Annotated in this window: 15 protein-coding genes; 7 read left to right on the top strand and 8 right to left on the bottom strand. The window is 70.7% G+C overall.

What is annotated here, in order from left to right; translation table 11 throughout:
* Positions 1-47: 47 nt before the first annotated feature.
* From KIH27_RS09300 to KIH27_RS09270, 7 genes are all read left to right on the top strand, one after another.
* Positions 48-2,342, top strand: coding sequence for a hypothetical protein (locus KIH27_RS09300; RefSeq protein ID WP_250149847.1), 2,295 nt, complete (start codon positions 48-50; stop codon positions 2,340-2,342).
* Positions 2,339-5,722 carry a murein biosynthesis integral membrane protein MurJ gene (gene murJ / locus KIH27_RS09295; RefSeq protein ID WP_307856827.1) on the top strand — a complete coding sequence of 1,128 codons (3,384 nt, stop codon included), beginning with the start codon at positions 2,339-2,341 and terminating at the stop codon, positions 5,720-5,722. The genes KIH27_RS09300 and murJ overlap by 4 nt, the downstream gene beginning before the upstream one ends.
* Positions 5,723-5,792: 70 nt before the next feature.
* A complete protein-coding gene (gene sigM, locus KIH27_RS09290) occupies positions 5,793-6,407 on the top strand; it encodes an RNA polymerase sigma factor SigM (RefSeq protein ID WP_214092651.1) in 615 nt (204 codons plus the stop codon).
* A gap of 32 nt (positions 6,408-6,439) precedes the next feature.
* Positions 6,440-6,961 (top strand): RsmA family anti-sigma factor, encoded by a 522-nt coding sequence (locus tag KIH27_RS09285; RefSeq protein WP_214092650.1) that lies wholly within the window; start codon positions 6,440-6,442, stop codon positions 6,959-6,961.
* Between the two features lie 33 nt (positions 6,962-6,994).
* A complete protein-coding gene (gene trxB / locus KIH27_RS09280; protein WP_372451335.1) occupies positions 6,995-8,023 on the top strand; it encodes a thioredoxin-disulfide reductase in 1,029 nt (342 codons plus the stop codon).
* Positions 8,020-8,358 carry a thioredoxin gene (gene trxA, locus KIH27_RS09275; protein WP_214092648.1) on the top strand — a complete coding sequence of 113 codons (339 nt, stop codon included), beginning with the start codon at positions 8,020-8,022 and terminating at the stop codon, positions 8,356-8,358. Before trxB ends, trxA begins: the two co-directional genes overlap by 4 nt.
* 191 nt (positions 8,359-8,549) lie before the next feature.
* Entirely contained in the window at positions 8,550-9,755 is a 1,206-nt protein-coding gene (locus tag KIH27_RS09270; RefSeq protein ID WP_214092647.1) for an N-acetylmuramoyl-L-alanine amidase, read from the top strand.
* Between the two features lies 1 nt (position 9,756).
* Here the strand turns inward: KIH27_RS09270 and KIH27_RS09265 are convergent, their stop codons facing one another.
* From KIH27_RS09265 to rnpA, 8 genes are all read right to left on the bottom strand, one after another.
* On the bottom strand, positions 9,757-10,515 hold the full coding sequence (locus KIH27_RS09265; protein ID WP_214092646.1) for an acetyltransferase: 759 nt from the start codon (positions 10,513-10,515) through the stop codon (positions 9,757-9,759).
* A 244-nt stretch (positions 10,516-10,759) separates the two neighbouring features.
* Positions 10,760-11,776 carry a ParB/RepB/Spo0J family partition protein gene (locus KIH27_RS09260; RefSeq protein WP_214092645.1) on the bottom strand — a complete coding sequence of 339 codons (1,017 nt, stop codon included), beginning with the start codon at positions 11,774-11,776 and terminating at the stop codon, positions 10,760-10,762.
* Positions 11,773-12,879, bottom strand: coding sequence for a ParA family protein (locus KIH27_RS09255; RefSeq protein WP_250149830.1), 1,107 nt, complete (start codon positions 12,877-12,879; stop codon positions 11,773-11,775). The genes KIH27_RS09260 and KIH27_RS09255 overlap by 4 nt, the downstream gene beginning before the upstream one ends.
* Positions 12,768-13,490 (bottom strand): 16S rRNA (guanine(527)-N(7))-methyltransferase RsmG, encoded by a 723-nt coding sequence (rsmG, locus tag KIH27_RS09250; RefSeq protein ID WP_372451334.1) that lies wholly within the window; start codon positions 13,488-13,490, stop codon positions 12,768-12,770. The genes KIH27_RS09255 and rsmG overlap by 112 nt, the downstream gene beginning before the upstream one ends.
* A 60-nt stretch (positions 13,491-13,550) precedes the next feature.
* A complete protein-coding gene (locus KIH27_RS09245; protein WP_214092643.1) occupies positions 13,551-14,114 on the bottom strand; it encodes a Jag family protein in 564 nt (187 codons plus the stop codon).
* Positions 14,115-14,168: 54 nt separating this feature from the next.
* Positions 14,169-15,266 (bottom strand): membrane protein insertase YidC, encoded by a 1,098-nt coding sequence (gene yidC, locus KIH27_RS09240; protein WP_214092642.1) that lies wholly within the window; start codon positions 15,264-15,266, stop codon positions 14,169-14,171.
* Positions 15,250-15,519, bottom strand: a complete 270-nt coding sequence (gene yidD, locus KIH27_RS09235) for a membrane protein insertion efficiency factor YidD (RefSeq protein WP_214092641.1) — start codon at positions 15,517-15,519, stop codon at positions 15,250-15,252. Before yidD ends, yidC begins: the two co-directional genes overlap by 17 nt.
* Entirely contained in the window at positions 15,516-15,878 is a 363-nt protein-coding gene (rnpA, locus tag KIH27_RS09230; RefSeq protein ID WP_214092640.1) for a ribonuclease P protein component, read from the bottom strand. The genes yidD and rnpA overlap by 4 nt, the downstream gene beginning before the upstream one ends.
* Positions 15,879-15,881: the final 3 nt, after the last annotated feature.

The following is a 15,881-nucleotide window of genomic DNA, read 5'->3' as shown; positions in this document are numbered from 1 at the left end:
TCCGCTTCACCGCGGTGACAATCCTGGCTGCCGGCCTGCTGGCCGGCATGGCCGTGGCGACCGGCGCGCCGCACGCCGGCACCGGCGAACCGGACGGTTCGCCGTTCGTCGAGATCCGCATCGACCGGGTCACCCCGGACGTCGTCACCACCACCAGTCCCCCGACGGTGACGGTCGCCGGCACCGTCACCAACGTCGGCGACCGGCCGGTGCACGACGTGATGGTGCGCCTCGAGCAGGCCGGTGCCGTCGCGTCGTCGGCGGGCCTGCGCACCAATCTGGACGGCACCAACGACCAGTACCGGCCGGTGGGTGTGTTCAGCACCGTCGCCGACGAACTGCAGCGCGGTCAGAACGCCCGGTTCACCGTGACGGCTCCGCTGCGCGCGGGCGGCCCGACAAACCCGGCCGGCCTCGACATCGAGCGGCCCGGGGTGTACCCGGTGCTGGTCAACGTCAACGGCACCCCCGACTTCGGCGAACCGGCCCGACTCGACGACGCCCGCTTCCTGCTGCCGGTGGTGGGCCTGCCCCGGACACCCGGCGGCACCGGCCCGTTCGCCGGCGCCGTCGCCCCCGACACCTCCGCGCCGATGCGGCTGACCATGCTGTGGCCGCTGGCCGACCGGCCCCGGCTGGCGCCCGGTGCACCCGGCGGCACGCTACCGATCCGGCTGACCGACGACGACCTGGCGACGTCGCTGGCCCCCGGCGGACGCCTCGACGCGCTGCTGTCCGCCGCCGAGTTCGCCACCAGCCCGTCCGTCGACCCCGGCGGGGTGCTCGCGCGGTCGCTCTGCCTGGCCACCGACCCGGACCTACTGGTCACGGTCAACGCCATGACCGGCGGCTACGTCGTGGCCGACGGCGACCCCGGCGCCGGCCAGCGGACCGCGGCGGCGTGGCTGGACCGGCTGCGCCGGCTGGCGCAACGCACCTGCGTCACCGCGACGCCCTACGCGCAGGCCGATCTGACGGCGCTGGCCCGGGTCGGCGACCCCGGCCTGGACGCGGCCGCTGTGCGCGACCCCGCCGACATCGTCGACCGGATCCTGCAGACCGCGTCGATCCGCGGGGCGGTGCTGCTCGGCGACGGTCGGCTCACCGCCGGCGCGGTGAACCTGCTCGGGGCGCAGGCCGACACCCGGGCGACCCCGACCAACCCGGACGCCTCCGAGGTGGTGGTGATCGCGGCCGGTGACTGCTCGGCCCAGGATTCGGCCACCGGGGCGTCGACCACCACCGATCTGATGCCGCGTCGGTACACGCCGCGGGTGGTGCTGGCGCCGTTCGACCCGGCCGTCGGTGCGGCGCTGGCGGCCCTGGGCACCGATCCGGTGGAGCCCACCTACCTGGACCCGTCCCTGACGGTCCGGGTCGGTCACGACTCGGCTGTCGCCCGCCGCCAGGACGCGCTGGGGTCGATCCTGTGGCGCACCCTGGAACCGGCGGACAGCCTGGACAGCCCGGATTCGCCGCGGGCCGGGATCCTGCTGCCGCCGGCGTACTGGAAACCCCACGCCGACGACGCCCAGGCGGTGCTGACCACGCTGGGCACGGCGCTGCGGTCCGGGCTGGCCGAGCCGCAGCCACTGCCCGACCTGATCGCCGCGGCCCGCGCCGCCACCGGCGCGGCGACCCACCCGCCGGCCCGGGAGCAGCAGGCCGGTGGCTTCGACACCACCGTCATCGACGCCATCCGCGCCGACATCGGCCGGCTGTGGGGGCTGACCGCCGCGCTGGCCCCCGATCCGCGCACCGGTCTGACCGGCCTGCAGTACACCGCGCCGCTGCGCGAGGACATGCTGCGGGCGCTGAGCCAGTCCCAGCCCCCCGACCAGCGCAACGACCTGGCCGCCGAGCGGCTGCGGATCGTCGGCGGCACCATCGCCGACATGTTCGCCGCGGTCACCATCGTCAACCCAGCCGGGTCGTACACGCTGGCCACCGAGCACAGCCCGCTGCCGCTGGCGCTGCGCAACAACCTGACGGTGCCGATCCGGGTGCGGCTGCAGGTCGACGCCCCGCCGGGCATGGCGGTGGCCGACGTCGGGGAGATCGAACTGCCACCGGGGTATCTGCCGCTGCGGGTGCCGGTCGAAGTGCGGGTCAACCAGTACTTCGTCGTCGACGTCGCGCTGCGCACACCCGACGGGCTGCCACTGGGTGAGCCGGCGCGGCTGTCGGTGCACTCCAACGCCTACGGCATGGTGCTGTTCCTGATCACGATCACCGCCGCCGCGGTGCTGATCGCGCTGACCGCGCGGCGGCTGTGGCACCGGTTCCGCGGTCAGCCCGACCGCGCGGACCTGGATCGTCCCGAACCGGGCGGGGCAGCGTGAGCGCGGCCGGGCGGCGCCCGGAACTGACCGACGCCGCGGTGGTGTCGCGGTCCTGGGGGATGGCGCTGGCGACGCTGGTCAGCCGGATCACCGGGTTCATCCGGATCGTGCTGCTGGCCGCGATCCTGGGCGCCGCGCTGTCCAGTGCGTTCTCGGTGGCCAATCAGCTGCCGAACCAGATCGCCGCGCTGGTGCTGGAGGCGACGTTCACCGCGATCTTCGTGCCGGTGTTGGCCCGCGCCGAACGCGACGACGCCGACGGCGGGGCGGCGTTCGTGCGCCGGCTGGTCACGCTGTCCACCGCGCTGCTGCTGGCCACCACGGTGATCTCGGTGGCGGCGGCGCCGCTGCTGGTCCGGCTGATGCTGGGCGGGGACCCGCAGGTCAACGAGCCGCTGACGGTCGCCTTCGCCTACCTGCTGCTGCCGCAGGTGATCTGCTACGGCCTGTCGTCGGTGTTCATGGCGATCCTGAACAACCGCAACATCTTCGGGGCGCCGGCCTGGGCGCCGGTGATCAACAACGTCGTCGCGATCGTCACCCTGGTGATCTACCTGCTGGTGCCCGGCGAGCTGTCGGTCGACCCGGTGCGGATGGGCAACGCCAAACTGCTGGTGCTCGGCATCGGCACCACCGCCGGCGTCGTCGCTCAGACCGCGGTGCTGCTGGTGGCGATCCGCGCCGAACGGATCAGCCTGCGACCGCTGTGGGGCATCGACGACCGGCTGAGGAAATTCGGCGCGATGGCCGCCGCGATGGTGCTGTACGTGCTGATCAGCCAGGTCGGGCTGATCGTCACCAACCAGATCGCCAGCACCGCGGCGGCGTCCGGCCCGGCGATCTACTACTACGCCTGGCTGCTGCTGCAGCTGCCGTTCGGGATGATCGGCGTGACCGTGCTGACGGTGGTGATGCCGCGGTTGAGCCGAAACGCGGCCGCCGACGACACTCGCGCGGTGCTGGCCGACCTGTCGCTGGCGACCCGGCTGATGATGATCACGCTGATCCCGATCGTGGCGGTGATGACGGTCGGCGGCCCGGCGATCGGCAGTGCGCTGTTCGCCTACGGCAACTTCGGCGACGTCGACGCCGGCTACCTGGGTGTCGCGGTGTCGCTGTCGGCGTTCACGCTGATCCCCTACGCGCTGGTGCTGCTGCAGCTGCGGGTGTTCTACGCCCGGGAGCAGCCCTGGACTCCGATCGCGATGATCGTGGTGATCACCGCGGTGAAGATCGTCGCCTCGGTCCTGGCTCCGCACCTGACCGACAACCCGGACCTGGTCGCCGGCTATCTGGGTCTGGCCAACGGGCTCGGGTTCACCGCCGGCGCGGTGGTCGGGCATCTGCTGCTGCGCCGCGCGCTGCTGCCGATCGCCGACCTGGGGCCGCAGCCCACGCACCGGGGGCTGGTCGGGCCCGAGGTGCTGCGGACGGTGCTCGTCACGGTCACCGGGTCGCTGCTGGCCGGGCTGATCGCCGAGATCGCCGACCGGGTGCTCGGGCTGCGGGATCTGACCGAGCACGGTGGGGCCGGGTCGATGCTGCGGCTGGTGCTGCTGACGCTGATCATGCTGCCGGTGATCGCCGCGGTACTGCTCCGCGGCCGAGTGCCCGAGGCCCAGGCGGCGCTGGCGGCGGTCCGCGCCCGGCTCGGCGCCGGTGCGCCCACCCGACAGATCTTGATTCCGAACCCGCCGTCCCCGGACCCGGCTGTCCCGTACGCTGAGCGGGATCGTTTGCTCGCACCGGATCCGGCCCGGTTGCGCGGGACCGGTCAGCACACGCCGCCGGACACCATCGCCGGTGACGGGAGACCGAAAGGGGCGGAGGTGGGCAACATCCCCGTGGAGGACACCGGCGGCCGCGTCGCAGCCGACCCCGTTGCTCCGCCGCGATCCCGGCCGCGCAGCGCGGACGCGCAGCTCGTCCCCGGCCTCAGCATCGCCGGCGGCCGCTACCGGCTGCTGGTCTGCCACGGAGCCACCGGTGAACTGGAGTTCTGGCAGGCGCAGGACACCGCGCTGGGCCGGCAGGTGGCGCTGACGTTCATCGACCCGGATCAGACCATGCCGGAGGACGAGCTGAACGGCATCCTGGCCCGCACCCAGCGGCTGGGACAGATCAGCTTGCCGGGCATCGCCCGGGTGCTCGACGTGGTGCGGGTCGGCGGTGGCGGTCTGGTGGTGGCCGAATGGGTACGCGGCGCGGCGCTGAGCGAGGTGGCGGGCACCGCCCCGGCGCCGGTCGGAGCTGCTAGGGCACTGCTGGCGCTGACGGCGGCCACCGAGTCGGCGCACCGCAGCGGCGTCACCCTGTCGATCGACGACCCGGCCCGGATCCGGGTCAGCATCGACGGCGACGTCAGCCTGGCCTTCCCGGCGACGATGCCCGAGACGACTCCCGAGGACGACATCCGCGGGCTGGGCGCGGCCCTCTACGCGCTGCTGGTGAATCGGTGGCCGCTGCCGGAGACCGGGGACTGCGAGTTGGCCCCGGCCGCGCTTGACGCCGCCGGGAACCCGGTCAGCCCCGACACCGTCAACCCGGCGATTCCGTTCCAGATCGCTGCGGCCACCACCCAGGCCCTGGCGGCGAACGGCGGGATGCGCGGTGCGTCGACGCTGGCCAACCTGCTGCAGCAGGCCACCGCGGTGGCCGAGCATGCCGAACCGCCCGACACCGTCACCGAGGAGCTCCCGGCCCGGAGCCCGGCCCCACCGGCTGCGGCGGATCCGGAGGTCCGGGCGCTGCGGCGACGACGGGTGCTGATCGGCGCGGGCATCGGCGGCGCCATCATCCTGGTCGCCCTGCTGGTGCTGGCCTCGGTGCTGAACCGGATCTTCGGCGACGTCAACGGGCTGGACAAGACCGGACTCGGGCTGGGCAGCCCGACGGCGGTGTCGTCGCACGCCCCGCACACCACCCCCGGCAGCACCGTCAAACCGGTGCAGGTGACGGTCTTCTCCCCCGGCGGCGAAGCAGACCGCCCGCAGGACGCCGGGCTTGCGATCGACGGCAGTCCGGGCACCTCCTGGTCGACCGACACCTATCACGACCCGGTGCCGTTCCCGAACTTCAAGAGCGGCGTCGGGCTGATGCTGCAACTGCCGAAGCCGACCGTGGTCAGCACCGTGACGATCAACCTCACCGGCGCCGGCACCCGGATCGAGATCCGGTCCGCGTCGACGCCGAAGCCGGCGGCACTCGAGGACACCAAGGTCCTGGCGCCGGCCAAGGCGATGCAGAACGGGGCGAACAAGATCACCGTGGACGCGACGTCACCAACGTCGAACCTGCTGGTGTGGATCTGCACGCTGGGCACCATCGACGGGGAGAACCGCGCGCAGATCTCCGAGATCACGGTGCAGGCTGCCGCCTGATCAAAGTCTGATCCGCAGCCCTGTGCACGGGTGAAGTGCCGATCAGGCGCATCCTGATTACTGTCCGCGCATGGGCAGCCAGTACACCCGCAGCGACGACGAACTGCTCGCCGCGCACGTCGCCGGCGACCGCTACGCGTTCGAGGAGTTGTTCCACCGCCATCGCCGGCATCTGCACCGGGTGGCCCGGCGCGCCAGCCGCTGCCGGGAGGACGCCGACGACGCGCTGCAGGAGGCGATGCTGTCGGCGCATCGCTTCGCCGGCGGGTTCCGGTACCACTGCGCCGTCAGCAGCTGGCTGCACCGGATCGTCGTCAACGCCAGCATGGATCGGTTGCGCCAGAGCATGATTCAGGCCACCGAGCCGCTGTGCGACCGGGTCTCCGACGGCGACCACACCGCCGCCGTGGAGGCCGCGCTGGCGGTCCGCGACGCGCTGCGGCGGCTGCCGGTCGAGCAGCGCACCGCAGTAGTCGCCGTCGACCTGCGGGGTTACTCGATCGCCGACGCGGCGCGTGCCATCGGCGTCGCCGAGGGCACGGTCAAGAGCCGGTGCGCCCGCGGCCGGGCCCGGCTCGCGGTGCTGCTCGGCCAGTTCGCCGACGGCTCCCCGGCACCCGGCGCAGCCCCTGCCGGCCGGATACCCTTGGCGGCACGGGACGGTCGGATCGACGACTGCGCATGACGGCCCGCGGCGGGCGGAAACGACGGACGCTGATGGATGCGGGTACGGACCCGGAGGACACGCCGGTGCACCCGGTGCGCGCCGCCCGTCCCGCACATTCCAGCCGGCCGCTGCCGCGCCCGAGCCGCCGGACGGCCGCCGGGGTGGGGATCGCCGCGACGGTGATCGCGGTGGCGATCGGCACGACGGCGCTGATCCGGGATCCGGGACCCACCGCCAGCGGCCCGCGCACCGTGGACGCCATCACGGTGACCGGTGAGCCGCCCGCGGTGCTGCCGCTCAGCGACCCGGAGGTCCTGGCCCTGCTGGACCGTGACCCCGACTTCGGGGCGCTGGCCGCGCCGGGGCGCCGCGCCTCCTGCCTGGCCGGCCTGGGTTATCCGGCGGCGACGCGGGTGCTGGGCGCGCAGCCGATCGAGGTGCACGGCCGACCCGCTATCCTGCTGCTGCTGCCCGGCGACTCCGCCCGCACCGTGATCGCGCTGGCGGTGGCACCGCAGTGCAGTTCCGCCGACACCGGGCTGCTGGTGAACACCAGCGTGGCCCGCCCGTAACGGTCCGGCGGAACAGCGCCGCCTACGCTGACGTTGGTAGCCCCTGTAGCCACGACCCGAGCGGAAAGGCCCGCAATGACCTCGAACTCCGAGACACCGGTCGTCCACGATGTGATCATCATCGGTTCCGGACCGGCCGGCTACACGGCCGCGATCTACGCGGCCCGCGCACAGCTGTCGCCGCTGGTGTTCGAGGGAACCTCGTTCGGCGGGGCGCTGATGACGACCACCGAGGTGGAGAACTTCCCCGGCTTCCGCAACGGCATCATGGGGCCGGAGCTGATGGACGAGATGCGCGAGCAGGCGCTGCGGTTCGGCGCCGACCTGCGGATGGAGGACGTCGAGTCGGTGTCGCTGACCGGTCCGGTGAAGTCGGTGACCACGGCCGAGGGCGAGACCCATCGGGCCCGGGCGGTGATCCTGGCCATGGGCGCGGCGGCCCGCTACCTGCACATCCCCGGCGAGCAGGAACTGCTGGGCCGCGGCGTGAGCTCGTGCGCGACCTGCGACGGCTTCTTCTTCCGGGACCAGGACATCGCGGTGATCGGCGGCGGCGACTCGGCGATGGAGGAGGCGACCTTCCTCACCCGGTTCGCCCGCAGCGTCACGCTGGTGCACCGCCGGGAGGAGTTCCGGGCCTCCAAGATCATGCTCAACCGGGCCCGGGAGAACGACAAGATCCGCTTCCTGACCAACGCCGTGCCGGTCGAGGTGCAGGGCGACGGCGGCACCGTGAACGGCCTCCGGGTGCGCGACACCGTCACCGGCGAGGAGAGCACCCTGCCGGTCACCGGGGTGTTCGTCGCGATCGGCCACGACCCGCGATCGGAGCTGGTCCGCGATGTGCTGGACGTCGACGCGGACGGTTACGTGCTGGTGCAGCCGTCGAGCGCCCGCACCTCCCTGGACGGTGTGTTCGCCGCCGGCGACCTGGTCGACCGGACCTACCGGCAGGCGATCACCGCGGCGGGCACCGGTTGCGCCGCCGCCATCGACGCCGAGCGGTGGCTCGCCGAGGCCCCCGAGATCACCGAAGACACCCTGATTGGAGCACCCCGATGAGCGACAGCAGCACCGGCGCACCGGTGACCGTCTCCGACGCCACGTTCGCCGCCGACGTCCTGGCCAGCAGCACCCCGGTGCTGGTGGACTTCTGGGCGACCTGGTGCGGGCCGTGCCGCATGGTGGCGCCGGTCCTCGACGAGATCGCCGGCGAACAGGCCGGTCGCCTCACCGTCGCCAAGCTCGACGTGGACGCCAACCCGGCGACCGCGCGCGACTTCAACGTGGTGTCGATACCGACGTTGATCCTGTTCAAGGACGGTCAGCCGGTGAAACGGATCGTGGGTGCGAAGGGCAAGGCCGCGCTGTTGCGTGAACTGGCCGAGCTGGACTGATCAGCAGTCGACGGGCCGGTGGGAACCCGGTTCGGCGACGACCAGCGTGTTTCTCGGTGCCGGGGCGACCGGCGCCGCAACGGGCCCGACGGTTTTTGAGGAAATCGGCCTGGGTCTGAGACAATGCTGCCTAATCTGCTGGCAAGATCCGGGTTCTTCGCTGGCAGCAACGATCATCGGAGGGCTGTGTAATGTCGGGTCGGCCTCGCGGCGCGCAGGACGCGCTGCGTCGCGGTGACCGCAGCAGTGCCGTCATCGAGGTTCGCGCGGCACTGGCGGCCCTGGGACTGGTGGACAGTCCGGACGCGGATCTGAGCACCGGCAAATTCGTCGCACCCGACCTGTTCGACGACGACCTCGACCGGGCGGTGCGCGCATTCCAGCAGCAGCGCGGCCTGCTGGTCGACGGAATCCTCGGTGAAGCCACCAACCGCGCATTGAAGGAGGCGTCCTACCGACTCGGGGCGCGGATCCTCAACCATCAGTTCGGGGCGCCGATGTACGGCGACGACGTCGCCACCCTGCAGGCCCGGTTGCAGGATCTGGGTTTCTACACCGGCCTCGTCGACGGCTATTTCGGCATCCAGACGCACAACGCCCTGCTGTCCTACCAGCGGGAGTACGGGCTCAACGCCGACGGGGTGTGCGGTCCGGAGACGTTGCGCTCGTTGGCTTTTCTCGCCTCCCGGGTGAGTGGCGGTTCGCCGCATGCCATCCGCGAGGAGGAGCTGGTGCGCCGGTCGGGGCCGAAGTTGTCCGGCAAACGGATCGTGATCGACCCGGGCCGCGGCGGCGCCGACACCGGGGCCATCATCCAGACCGGTTCCGGGCCGATCAGCGAAGCGGACATCCTGTGGGACTTGGCAAGTCGGCTGGAAGGCCGGATGTCGGCGATCGGCATGGAGACGTTCCTGTCCCGGCCGCACGGGCAGGGCGCAACCGACGCGGAGCGGGCCGCCACGGCCAACGCCGTCGGTGCGGATCTGATGATCAGCTTGCGCTGCGCCACCCATGCCAGTCCGGCCGCGAGCGGGGTGGCGTCCTTCCACTTCGGTAACTCGCACGGCTCGGTCTCCACCATCGGCCGCAACCTGGCCGACTTCATCCAGCGGGAAGTTATGGCCCGCACCGGATTACAGGACTGTCGGGCGCACGGCCGAACCTGGGATCTGCTGCGGTTGACCCGCATGCCCACCGTCGAGGTCGACGTCGGCTACATCAGCAGCCCCCGGGACCGGGCGCTGCTGACGGATCCGTTGACCCGGGATGCCATCGCCGAGGGGATTCTCGCCGCGGTGAAACGGCTGTACCTGCTGGGCAAGAACGACCGCCCAACCGGCACGTTCACCTTCGCCGAACTGCTCGCCCACGAACTGGCTGCGGAACGCTCCAGCTGAGCTATCGGTGCCGGCGGCGATGCTGCGCCGAGGCCAGCAGCACCGTGGTGCCGGCGCCGACCGGTTGCGGCAATCGGGTGCTGTCCAACAGTCGCTCCAGCGCGGCCTCGACTTCGGCCTTCCAGCCCAGCCCCTTGTCCAATTCCAGTCGCAGCCGTGGAAAGTACGGATGCGGTGCCACCACGGTGAATCCGACGTCGGTGAGGAAGTCCGCGTCGATCACGCAGTGTTCGACCGAGCAACCCCCCATCGCCTCCAGCACCGGTGCCAGCTCCGGTTCGGCGCCGGGGGTGTCGAGCAGCGCGCTGACCGCGGCGGTCCGGCCGAACGCCTCCAGCGCCCGCACGCCGCGGCGGACCAGTTCGTCGACGGCGCGGGCGATTAGGTCTCGCGGCAGCTCATCGGCGAGCGGGCCCGGTTCGACGCCCATCGAGGTGAGCAGCACCGCGTCGGCGGAGACCGGGGCGGTCGGGAACAGGTGCGCGCGCGGGACCGCACGAGGCGGGGCGTACAGCACGTAGCCCAGGCACGGGACGTCGGCCGTGCTGTCGTGCGGGGTGGCCGGCAGGGCGACCTGGCCGCAGCACCCCCACTCCAGCAGCACCATGGAGAGCCAGGCTTCCTTCTCGAATTCCGGATCCCAGAGTTGACCGTCGCCGCCGAGGGTCGCCGGATCCACCTCCCAGAACACGCAGCGGCGTGCGTGCTTGGGAAGCTGCTCGAATCCTTCGAGTAGCAGCGGTGCGATTCGGACGGACACTGATCTCCCGGTGTAGCGCGGCACTGCCGACGAAGGCAGCCCTTTCAGAATAGGAGGGTTACGCCGCCGGATGCCAACGATCCGCCGTCATGCGACTTGAGTCGCGGTCATTCGGCATCACTGTATCGAAACCGATTGGCGCGCAAGCGATTTCACTTCGATCGACGTCCCGGCGACGCTGCTTCGTCACTGTGACGTAATGGCCGCGTGCCATTGCTCGTCGGAATTTCGCGCCGTGACGTTACTACTCCCCGCGCGCCGAGTTCATCAGCTCCACGATCCGCTGCAGGTCGTCCACCGAGCCGAATTCCACCACGATCTTGCCCTTGCGCTTGCCGACGCTGACCGTCACCCGGGTGTCGAACGCCGTCGACAGGCGCTCGGCCACGTCCTGCAGGCCCGGCATCTGGATCGGCCGGCGTCGCGGCGGCGCCGGGGTGGGTCCGGTGCCGTCCCGGTTGGCGAGGGTGACCGCCTCCTCGGTGGCCCGCACCGAGAGGCCTTCCGCGACGATCCGGGCCGCCAGTTCCTCCTGGGCTTCCGCCCCGGCCTCCAGCGACAGCAGGGCCCGGGCATGGCCGGCCGACAGGACGCCGGCCGCCACCCGCCGCTGCACCGCGATCGGCAGGCGCAGCAGCCGGATCATGTTGGTCACCAGCGGACGGGACCGGCCGATCCGGGTGGCCAGTTCATCGTGGGTGACCCCGAACTCGTCCAGCAGTTGCTGGTAGGCGGCCGCCTCTTCCAAGGGGTTCAGTTGCACCCGGTGGATGTTCTCCAGCAGTGCATCCCGCAGCAGGTTGTCGTCCTCGGTCTCCCGGACGATCGCCGGGATCTCGGCCAGGCCGGCCCGCTGGGCTGCCCGCCAGCGCCGCTCCCCCATCACCAACTGGTAGCGCGGACCGCCCGGTGCGGGCTCCGGCAGCGCCCGGACGACGATCGGCTGCATCAGGCCGAACTCCCGGATCGAGTGCACCAGTTCGTTCAGCGCCTCGTCGTCGAAGACCTGTCGGGGCTGACGCGGGTTCGGCTCGATCGCGGCCGGGTCGATCTCCTGATAGACCGCCCCGATCTCACCCACCGGTTCGGCCGGCGGTGCGACGGTTCGGCCGCCCAGCACGACGTCAGCGGCGGCAGCGCCCATCCGCGGCCCGAGGGAGGCGGCGCGGTCGCCGTCGGGCGAGCCGTCGTCCGGCCCGGTCGGGATCAGCGACGCCAACCCCCGGCCCAGGCCGCCTTTCCTGCGTGACGGTCCAGTCATGCTCTCCCCTCCCCGGTCGACAGTCGGTCACGTTCGACGAGTTCACGACTGGCGTCCAGATAGCTCATCGCACCGCGTGAACCCGGATCGTAATCGATGATCGTCATGCTGTAGCCCGGCGCTTCCGAGACCTTCACGCTGCGCGGAATCACCGTCCGCAGCACCCGGTCCCCGAAGTACCGGCGCACCTCGTCGGCCACCTGGTCGGCAAGCTTGGTGCGCCCGTCGTACATCGTCAGCAGCACGGTGGTGACCTCGAGGCGCGGGTTGAGGTGCGCCCGGACCATCTCGATGTTGCGCATCAACTGGGAGACGCCCTCCAGCGCGTAGTACTCGCACTGGATCGGGATCATCACCTCCGGTGCCGCAACGAGTGCATTGACCGTCAGCAGGCCGAGCGACGGCGGGCAGTCGATGAACACGTAGTCGAAGTCGTGGTCGTCCAGCGCATCCAGCGCGGTCCGCAACCGGTTCTCCCGGGCGACCATGCTGACCAATTCGATCTCCGCGCCGGCCAGGTCGATGGTGGCGGGGATGCAGAACAGCCGGTCGTTGTGCGGGCTCTGTCGCAGCGCGGCGTGCACCGGCACCTCGCCGATCAGGACCTCGTAGGACGACGGGGTGCCGGACTTGCGGTCGGTGATGCCGAGCGCTGTGCTGGCGTTCCCCTGCGGGTCCAGGTCGATCACGAGGGTCTTGATGCCCTGAACCGCCAGGGCGGCGGCGAGGTTCACCGCGGTGGTCGTCTTGCCCACCCCGCCCTTCTGGTTGGCGACCGTGAACACCCGGCGCCGGCGCGGACGCGGCAGCTGGCCGTGCGTCGTGTGCAGCACCTGCATGGCGCGCTCCGCGGCGGCGCCGATCGGGGTGTCGAACTCCGTCGACGTTTCACGTGAAACCGTCGATGTTTCACGTGAAACAGCGCTGTCCCCCGACGGTCGATCCGCGTGCTTTGCCGCCACCCCGCTCGTTCCGGAGGTCGCTGGTCTGCTCATCTGGGTCTCCTGGTCGGCCGCCGGTTCGGCCCGCGTCGGGCCCCGCTGGTCTCGCCCCGCAGCGCCGCCACGACGGTCGCGGGCGGGGTTAAATAGTTCACGCCACATCTCACCACCCTTACGTCCTTCGCGCCTAGTCCGGCGAGCGCTCGTCGGTATTCCTCGACTTCCGCGCCGGCCCGCTCCCCCTTCATGGCGAGCATCAGGCCGTCGGTCCTCAGCAGCGGCAGACTCCATCGGGCGATCTTGTCCAGGCTGGCGACCGCTCTCGACACCACCGCGTCCTGGTCGGCGGCGGCGTCGCGGACCGGCCGGTCCTCGGCCCGACCGCGCACCACGGCAACCCGTCCATCGACGTCCAGGCCGAGCTCGGCGATCACCTCGGACAGGAACGTGCTGCGTCGCAGCAGCGGTTCCACCAGAACGATCTTCAGATCCGGGCGGGCGATCGCCAGCGGGATCCCCGGTAGGCCGGCTCCACTCCCGACGTCGGCCACCCGGGCGCCGTCAGGCACCAACTCGCTCACCGCCGCGCAATTCAACAGGTGACGATCCCAGAGCCGGTCGACCTCGCGCGGTCCCAACAGACCGCGCTCGACACCGTCGGTCGCCAGTATCTCCGCATAGCGGACGGCCATGTCCAGACCGGATCCGAAGACTGCGGCTGCCGCCGGTGGCGGCCCTGCGGACGCATCCGCTTCATGTTTCACGTGAAACAATCCTCCGGCCTCCCCGGAACGGCCGCCCCGAGAATTACTCAGTTGTAATTCCGTGCACGCCTAGTCCGGCCGGACCACCACGCGCCGCGACGGCTCCACACCCAGGCTTTCGCTGTGCACACCCGAAACCGCGGCCACCGCATCGTGGACGATCTTACGTTCGAAGGGGCTCATCGGGGACAGTTCCTCGTCCTCACCGCTGGCCAGCACCCGCCGCGCCACCTCGTCTCCGAGTGCAGTCAGATCCTCCCGGCGTCCCCGACGCCACCCGGCGATGTCCAGCATCAGCCGGCTGCGCTCACCGGTCTTCTGGTGCACGGCCAACCGGGTCAACTCCTGCAGTGCGTCGAGCACCTCACCCTTGCGGCCGACCAGTTTCGTCAGGTCGTTTCCGCCGTCGATGCTGACCACCGCACGCCGGCCCTCGACGTCCAGGTCGATGTCACCGTCGAAGTCCAGCAGGTCCAGCAACTCCTCCAGGTAGTCGCCGGCGATCTCACCCTCGGCGACCAGTCGATCCTCCAGATCCGGCCCGGCCGAACCGGCCTGCCCCGCCTCCGCGTCCTGCTCGTCGCGCACCTCGGCCTCGTGGTCGGCGGTCGCTGAACCCGTCGTCTCTGTCATGTCGTCTCCCTCTGTCGCCGGCTGCTCACCGGTTGGACTTGTGACGCGAACCGATTACCGGTTGCGCTTCTTCGGCTTGGATCCGGCGCCCGGTCGGCCACCGCGGGCCGGGGGCTTGCCGGGATTGCGTTTGGCGGTCTCACGGGCCGCAGTTCCGTCACGCGATCCGGTGACGTCAGCGGCATCCTCCGCGTCGACCACGACCGGTCCATCCCCGTCGGTCTCGGGCCGGGCCACCCGCTTGGGCTTGGCTCCCGGCGCGGGCGCGTTCGCCGATCGCCGGCGCAGCGCCTCGTCCTTCTTCGCTTCCTCCTCTTTGGCGATCAAGCCAAAGACGTAGTGCTGCTGTCCGAACGTCCAGATGTTGTTCGAGAACCAGTAGATGATGATCGCCAGCGGCAGGAACGGCCCACCGACGACGACGCCGAGCGGGAAGACGTACAGCGCCAGCTTGTTCATCATCGCCGTCTGCGGGTTGGCCGCGGCTTCGGGACTCTGCCGCGCCACCGACGCCCGGCTGTTGAAGTAGGTCGCGATGCCCGCGGCGATCATCAACGGCACCCCGACCAGGATCACCGCCGGCCGGCTGAACTCGGTGAAGGCATCGAGACCGGTGCGCTGAATCATCGTCGCGCCGAGCGGTGCCCCGAACAGGTTGGCGTCGAGGAAGTTCCCGACGTCGGAGGCGGTGAAGAAGTAGTTGCCCAACTGCCGGTTCTGCTCCGGCGACAGCCCCAGCTGGCCGATGCCGCTGCTGGTCCGGTTGAACGAGCGCAGCACGTGGTACAGCCCGAGGAACACCGGGATCTGCGCGAGCATCGGCAGGCAACCCAGGATCGGGTTGAATCCGTGCTCCCGCTGCAGTTTCTGCATCTCGAGCGCCATCCGCTGGCGGTCCTTGCCGTACTTCTTCTGCAGCGCCTTGATCTGCGGCTGCAGTTCTTGCATCTGCCGGGTCGTGCGGATCTGCTTGACGAACGGCTTGTAGAGGATCGCCCGCAGGGTGAACACCAGGAACATCACCGACAGTGCCCAGGCGAAGAAGTTCGTGGGTCCCAGTACAAGGGCAAAAGCCTTGTACCACAACCACATAATGCCCGACACCGGATAGTAGACCCAGTCCAGACTGTGCCAATTAAACAACCGACTCACTCTCCCGTTGCTTGTCCGGTATCGGATCCCAGCCACCCTGATGCCACGGGCCGCACTTCGCCAGTCGCACCATCGCCAGCCAGGAACCCTTGATCAGTCCGTACTCCCCCAGCGCGTCCACCGCGTACTGGCTGCAGGTCGGGGTGAATCGGCAGCTGGGCAACCGCAGCGGGGAGACCATGTGCCGGTACAGCTGGATCACGTAGATCACCGCTCGCACCGGCGCGGTCTTGAGCCGGCCCACCGCAATCATCGTCTCGATCCGCTCGGACGGTGCGCTGCATGCAGTCCGTCCCGCAGTTGTCGGCTCAGCTGTTCGGAACTAGCCAGGTTGCTGCTGGGCAGCGCACGGATCACAACGTGTTCGCCGGGTCGCAGCTCAGAGAGCAGTCCGCGTGCGACGTGCCGCAGCCGCCGTGCCACCCGGTGCCGGTCCACCGCGCCACCGACCGACTTCGCGATGATCAAACCAACCTTGGGGGTTGCTGTGGGATCATCATCGCCGCCAGGTCGCGCGTGCACCACGATGTCGGCCTGCACCGCCCGTCGGCCGTACCGCACCGTCGGCCCGAACTCGGCCGAGTGGCGCATCCGGTATTCCGCGGGAAGCACCTG

The organism is Mycolicibacter acidiphilus (assembly GCF_018455725.1).
GTDB classification, from domain to species: domain Bacteria; phylum Actinomycetota; class Actinomycetes; order Mycobacteriales; family Mycobacteriaceae; genus Mycobacterium; species Mycobacterium acidiphilum.
The sequence above is the reverse complement of the archived record's forward strand: the minus strand, read 5'-3'. Positions and strand labels throughout refer to the sequence as shown.

Coding starts and splice junctions, on each gene's coding strand:
- sigM (WP_214092651.1), top strand. CDS start 5,793: ATGGGCAGCCAGTACACCCGCAGCGACGACGAACTGCTCGCCGCGCAC.
- trxA (WP_214092648.1), top strand. CDS start 8,020: ATGAGCGACAGCAGCACCGGCGCACCGGTGACCGTCTCCGACGCCACG.
- yidD (WP_214092641.1), bottom strand. CDS start 15,519: ATGATTGCGGTGGGCCGGCTCAAGACCGCGCCGGTGCGAGCGGTGATC.
- KIH27_RS09260 (WP_214092645.1), bottom strand. CDS start 11,776: ATGACTGGACCGTCACGCAGGAAAGGCGGCCTGGGCCGGGGGTTGGCG.
- KIH27_RS09300 (WP_250149847.1), top strand. CDS start 48: ATGGCCGTGGCGACCGGCGCGCCGCACGCCGGCACCGGCGAACCGGAC.
- KIH27_RS09245 (WP_214092643.1), bottom strand. CDS start 14,114: ATGACAGAGACGACGGGTTCAGCGACCGCCGACCACGAGGCCGAGGTG.
- KIH27_RS09270 (WP_214092647.1), top strand. CDS start 8,550: ATGTCGGGTCGGCCTCGCGGCGCGCAGGACGCGCTGCGTCGCGGTGAC.
- KIH27_RS09255 (WP_250149830.1), bottom strand. CDS start 12,879: ATGTGGCGTGAACTATTTAACCCCGCCCGCGACCGTCGTGGCGGCGCT.
- KIH27_RS09285 (WP_214092650.1), top strand. CDS start 6,440: ATGGATGCGGGTACGGACCCGGAGGACACGCCGGTGCACCCGGTGCGC.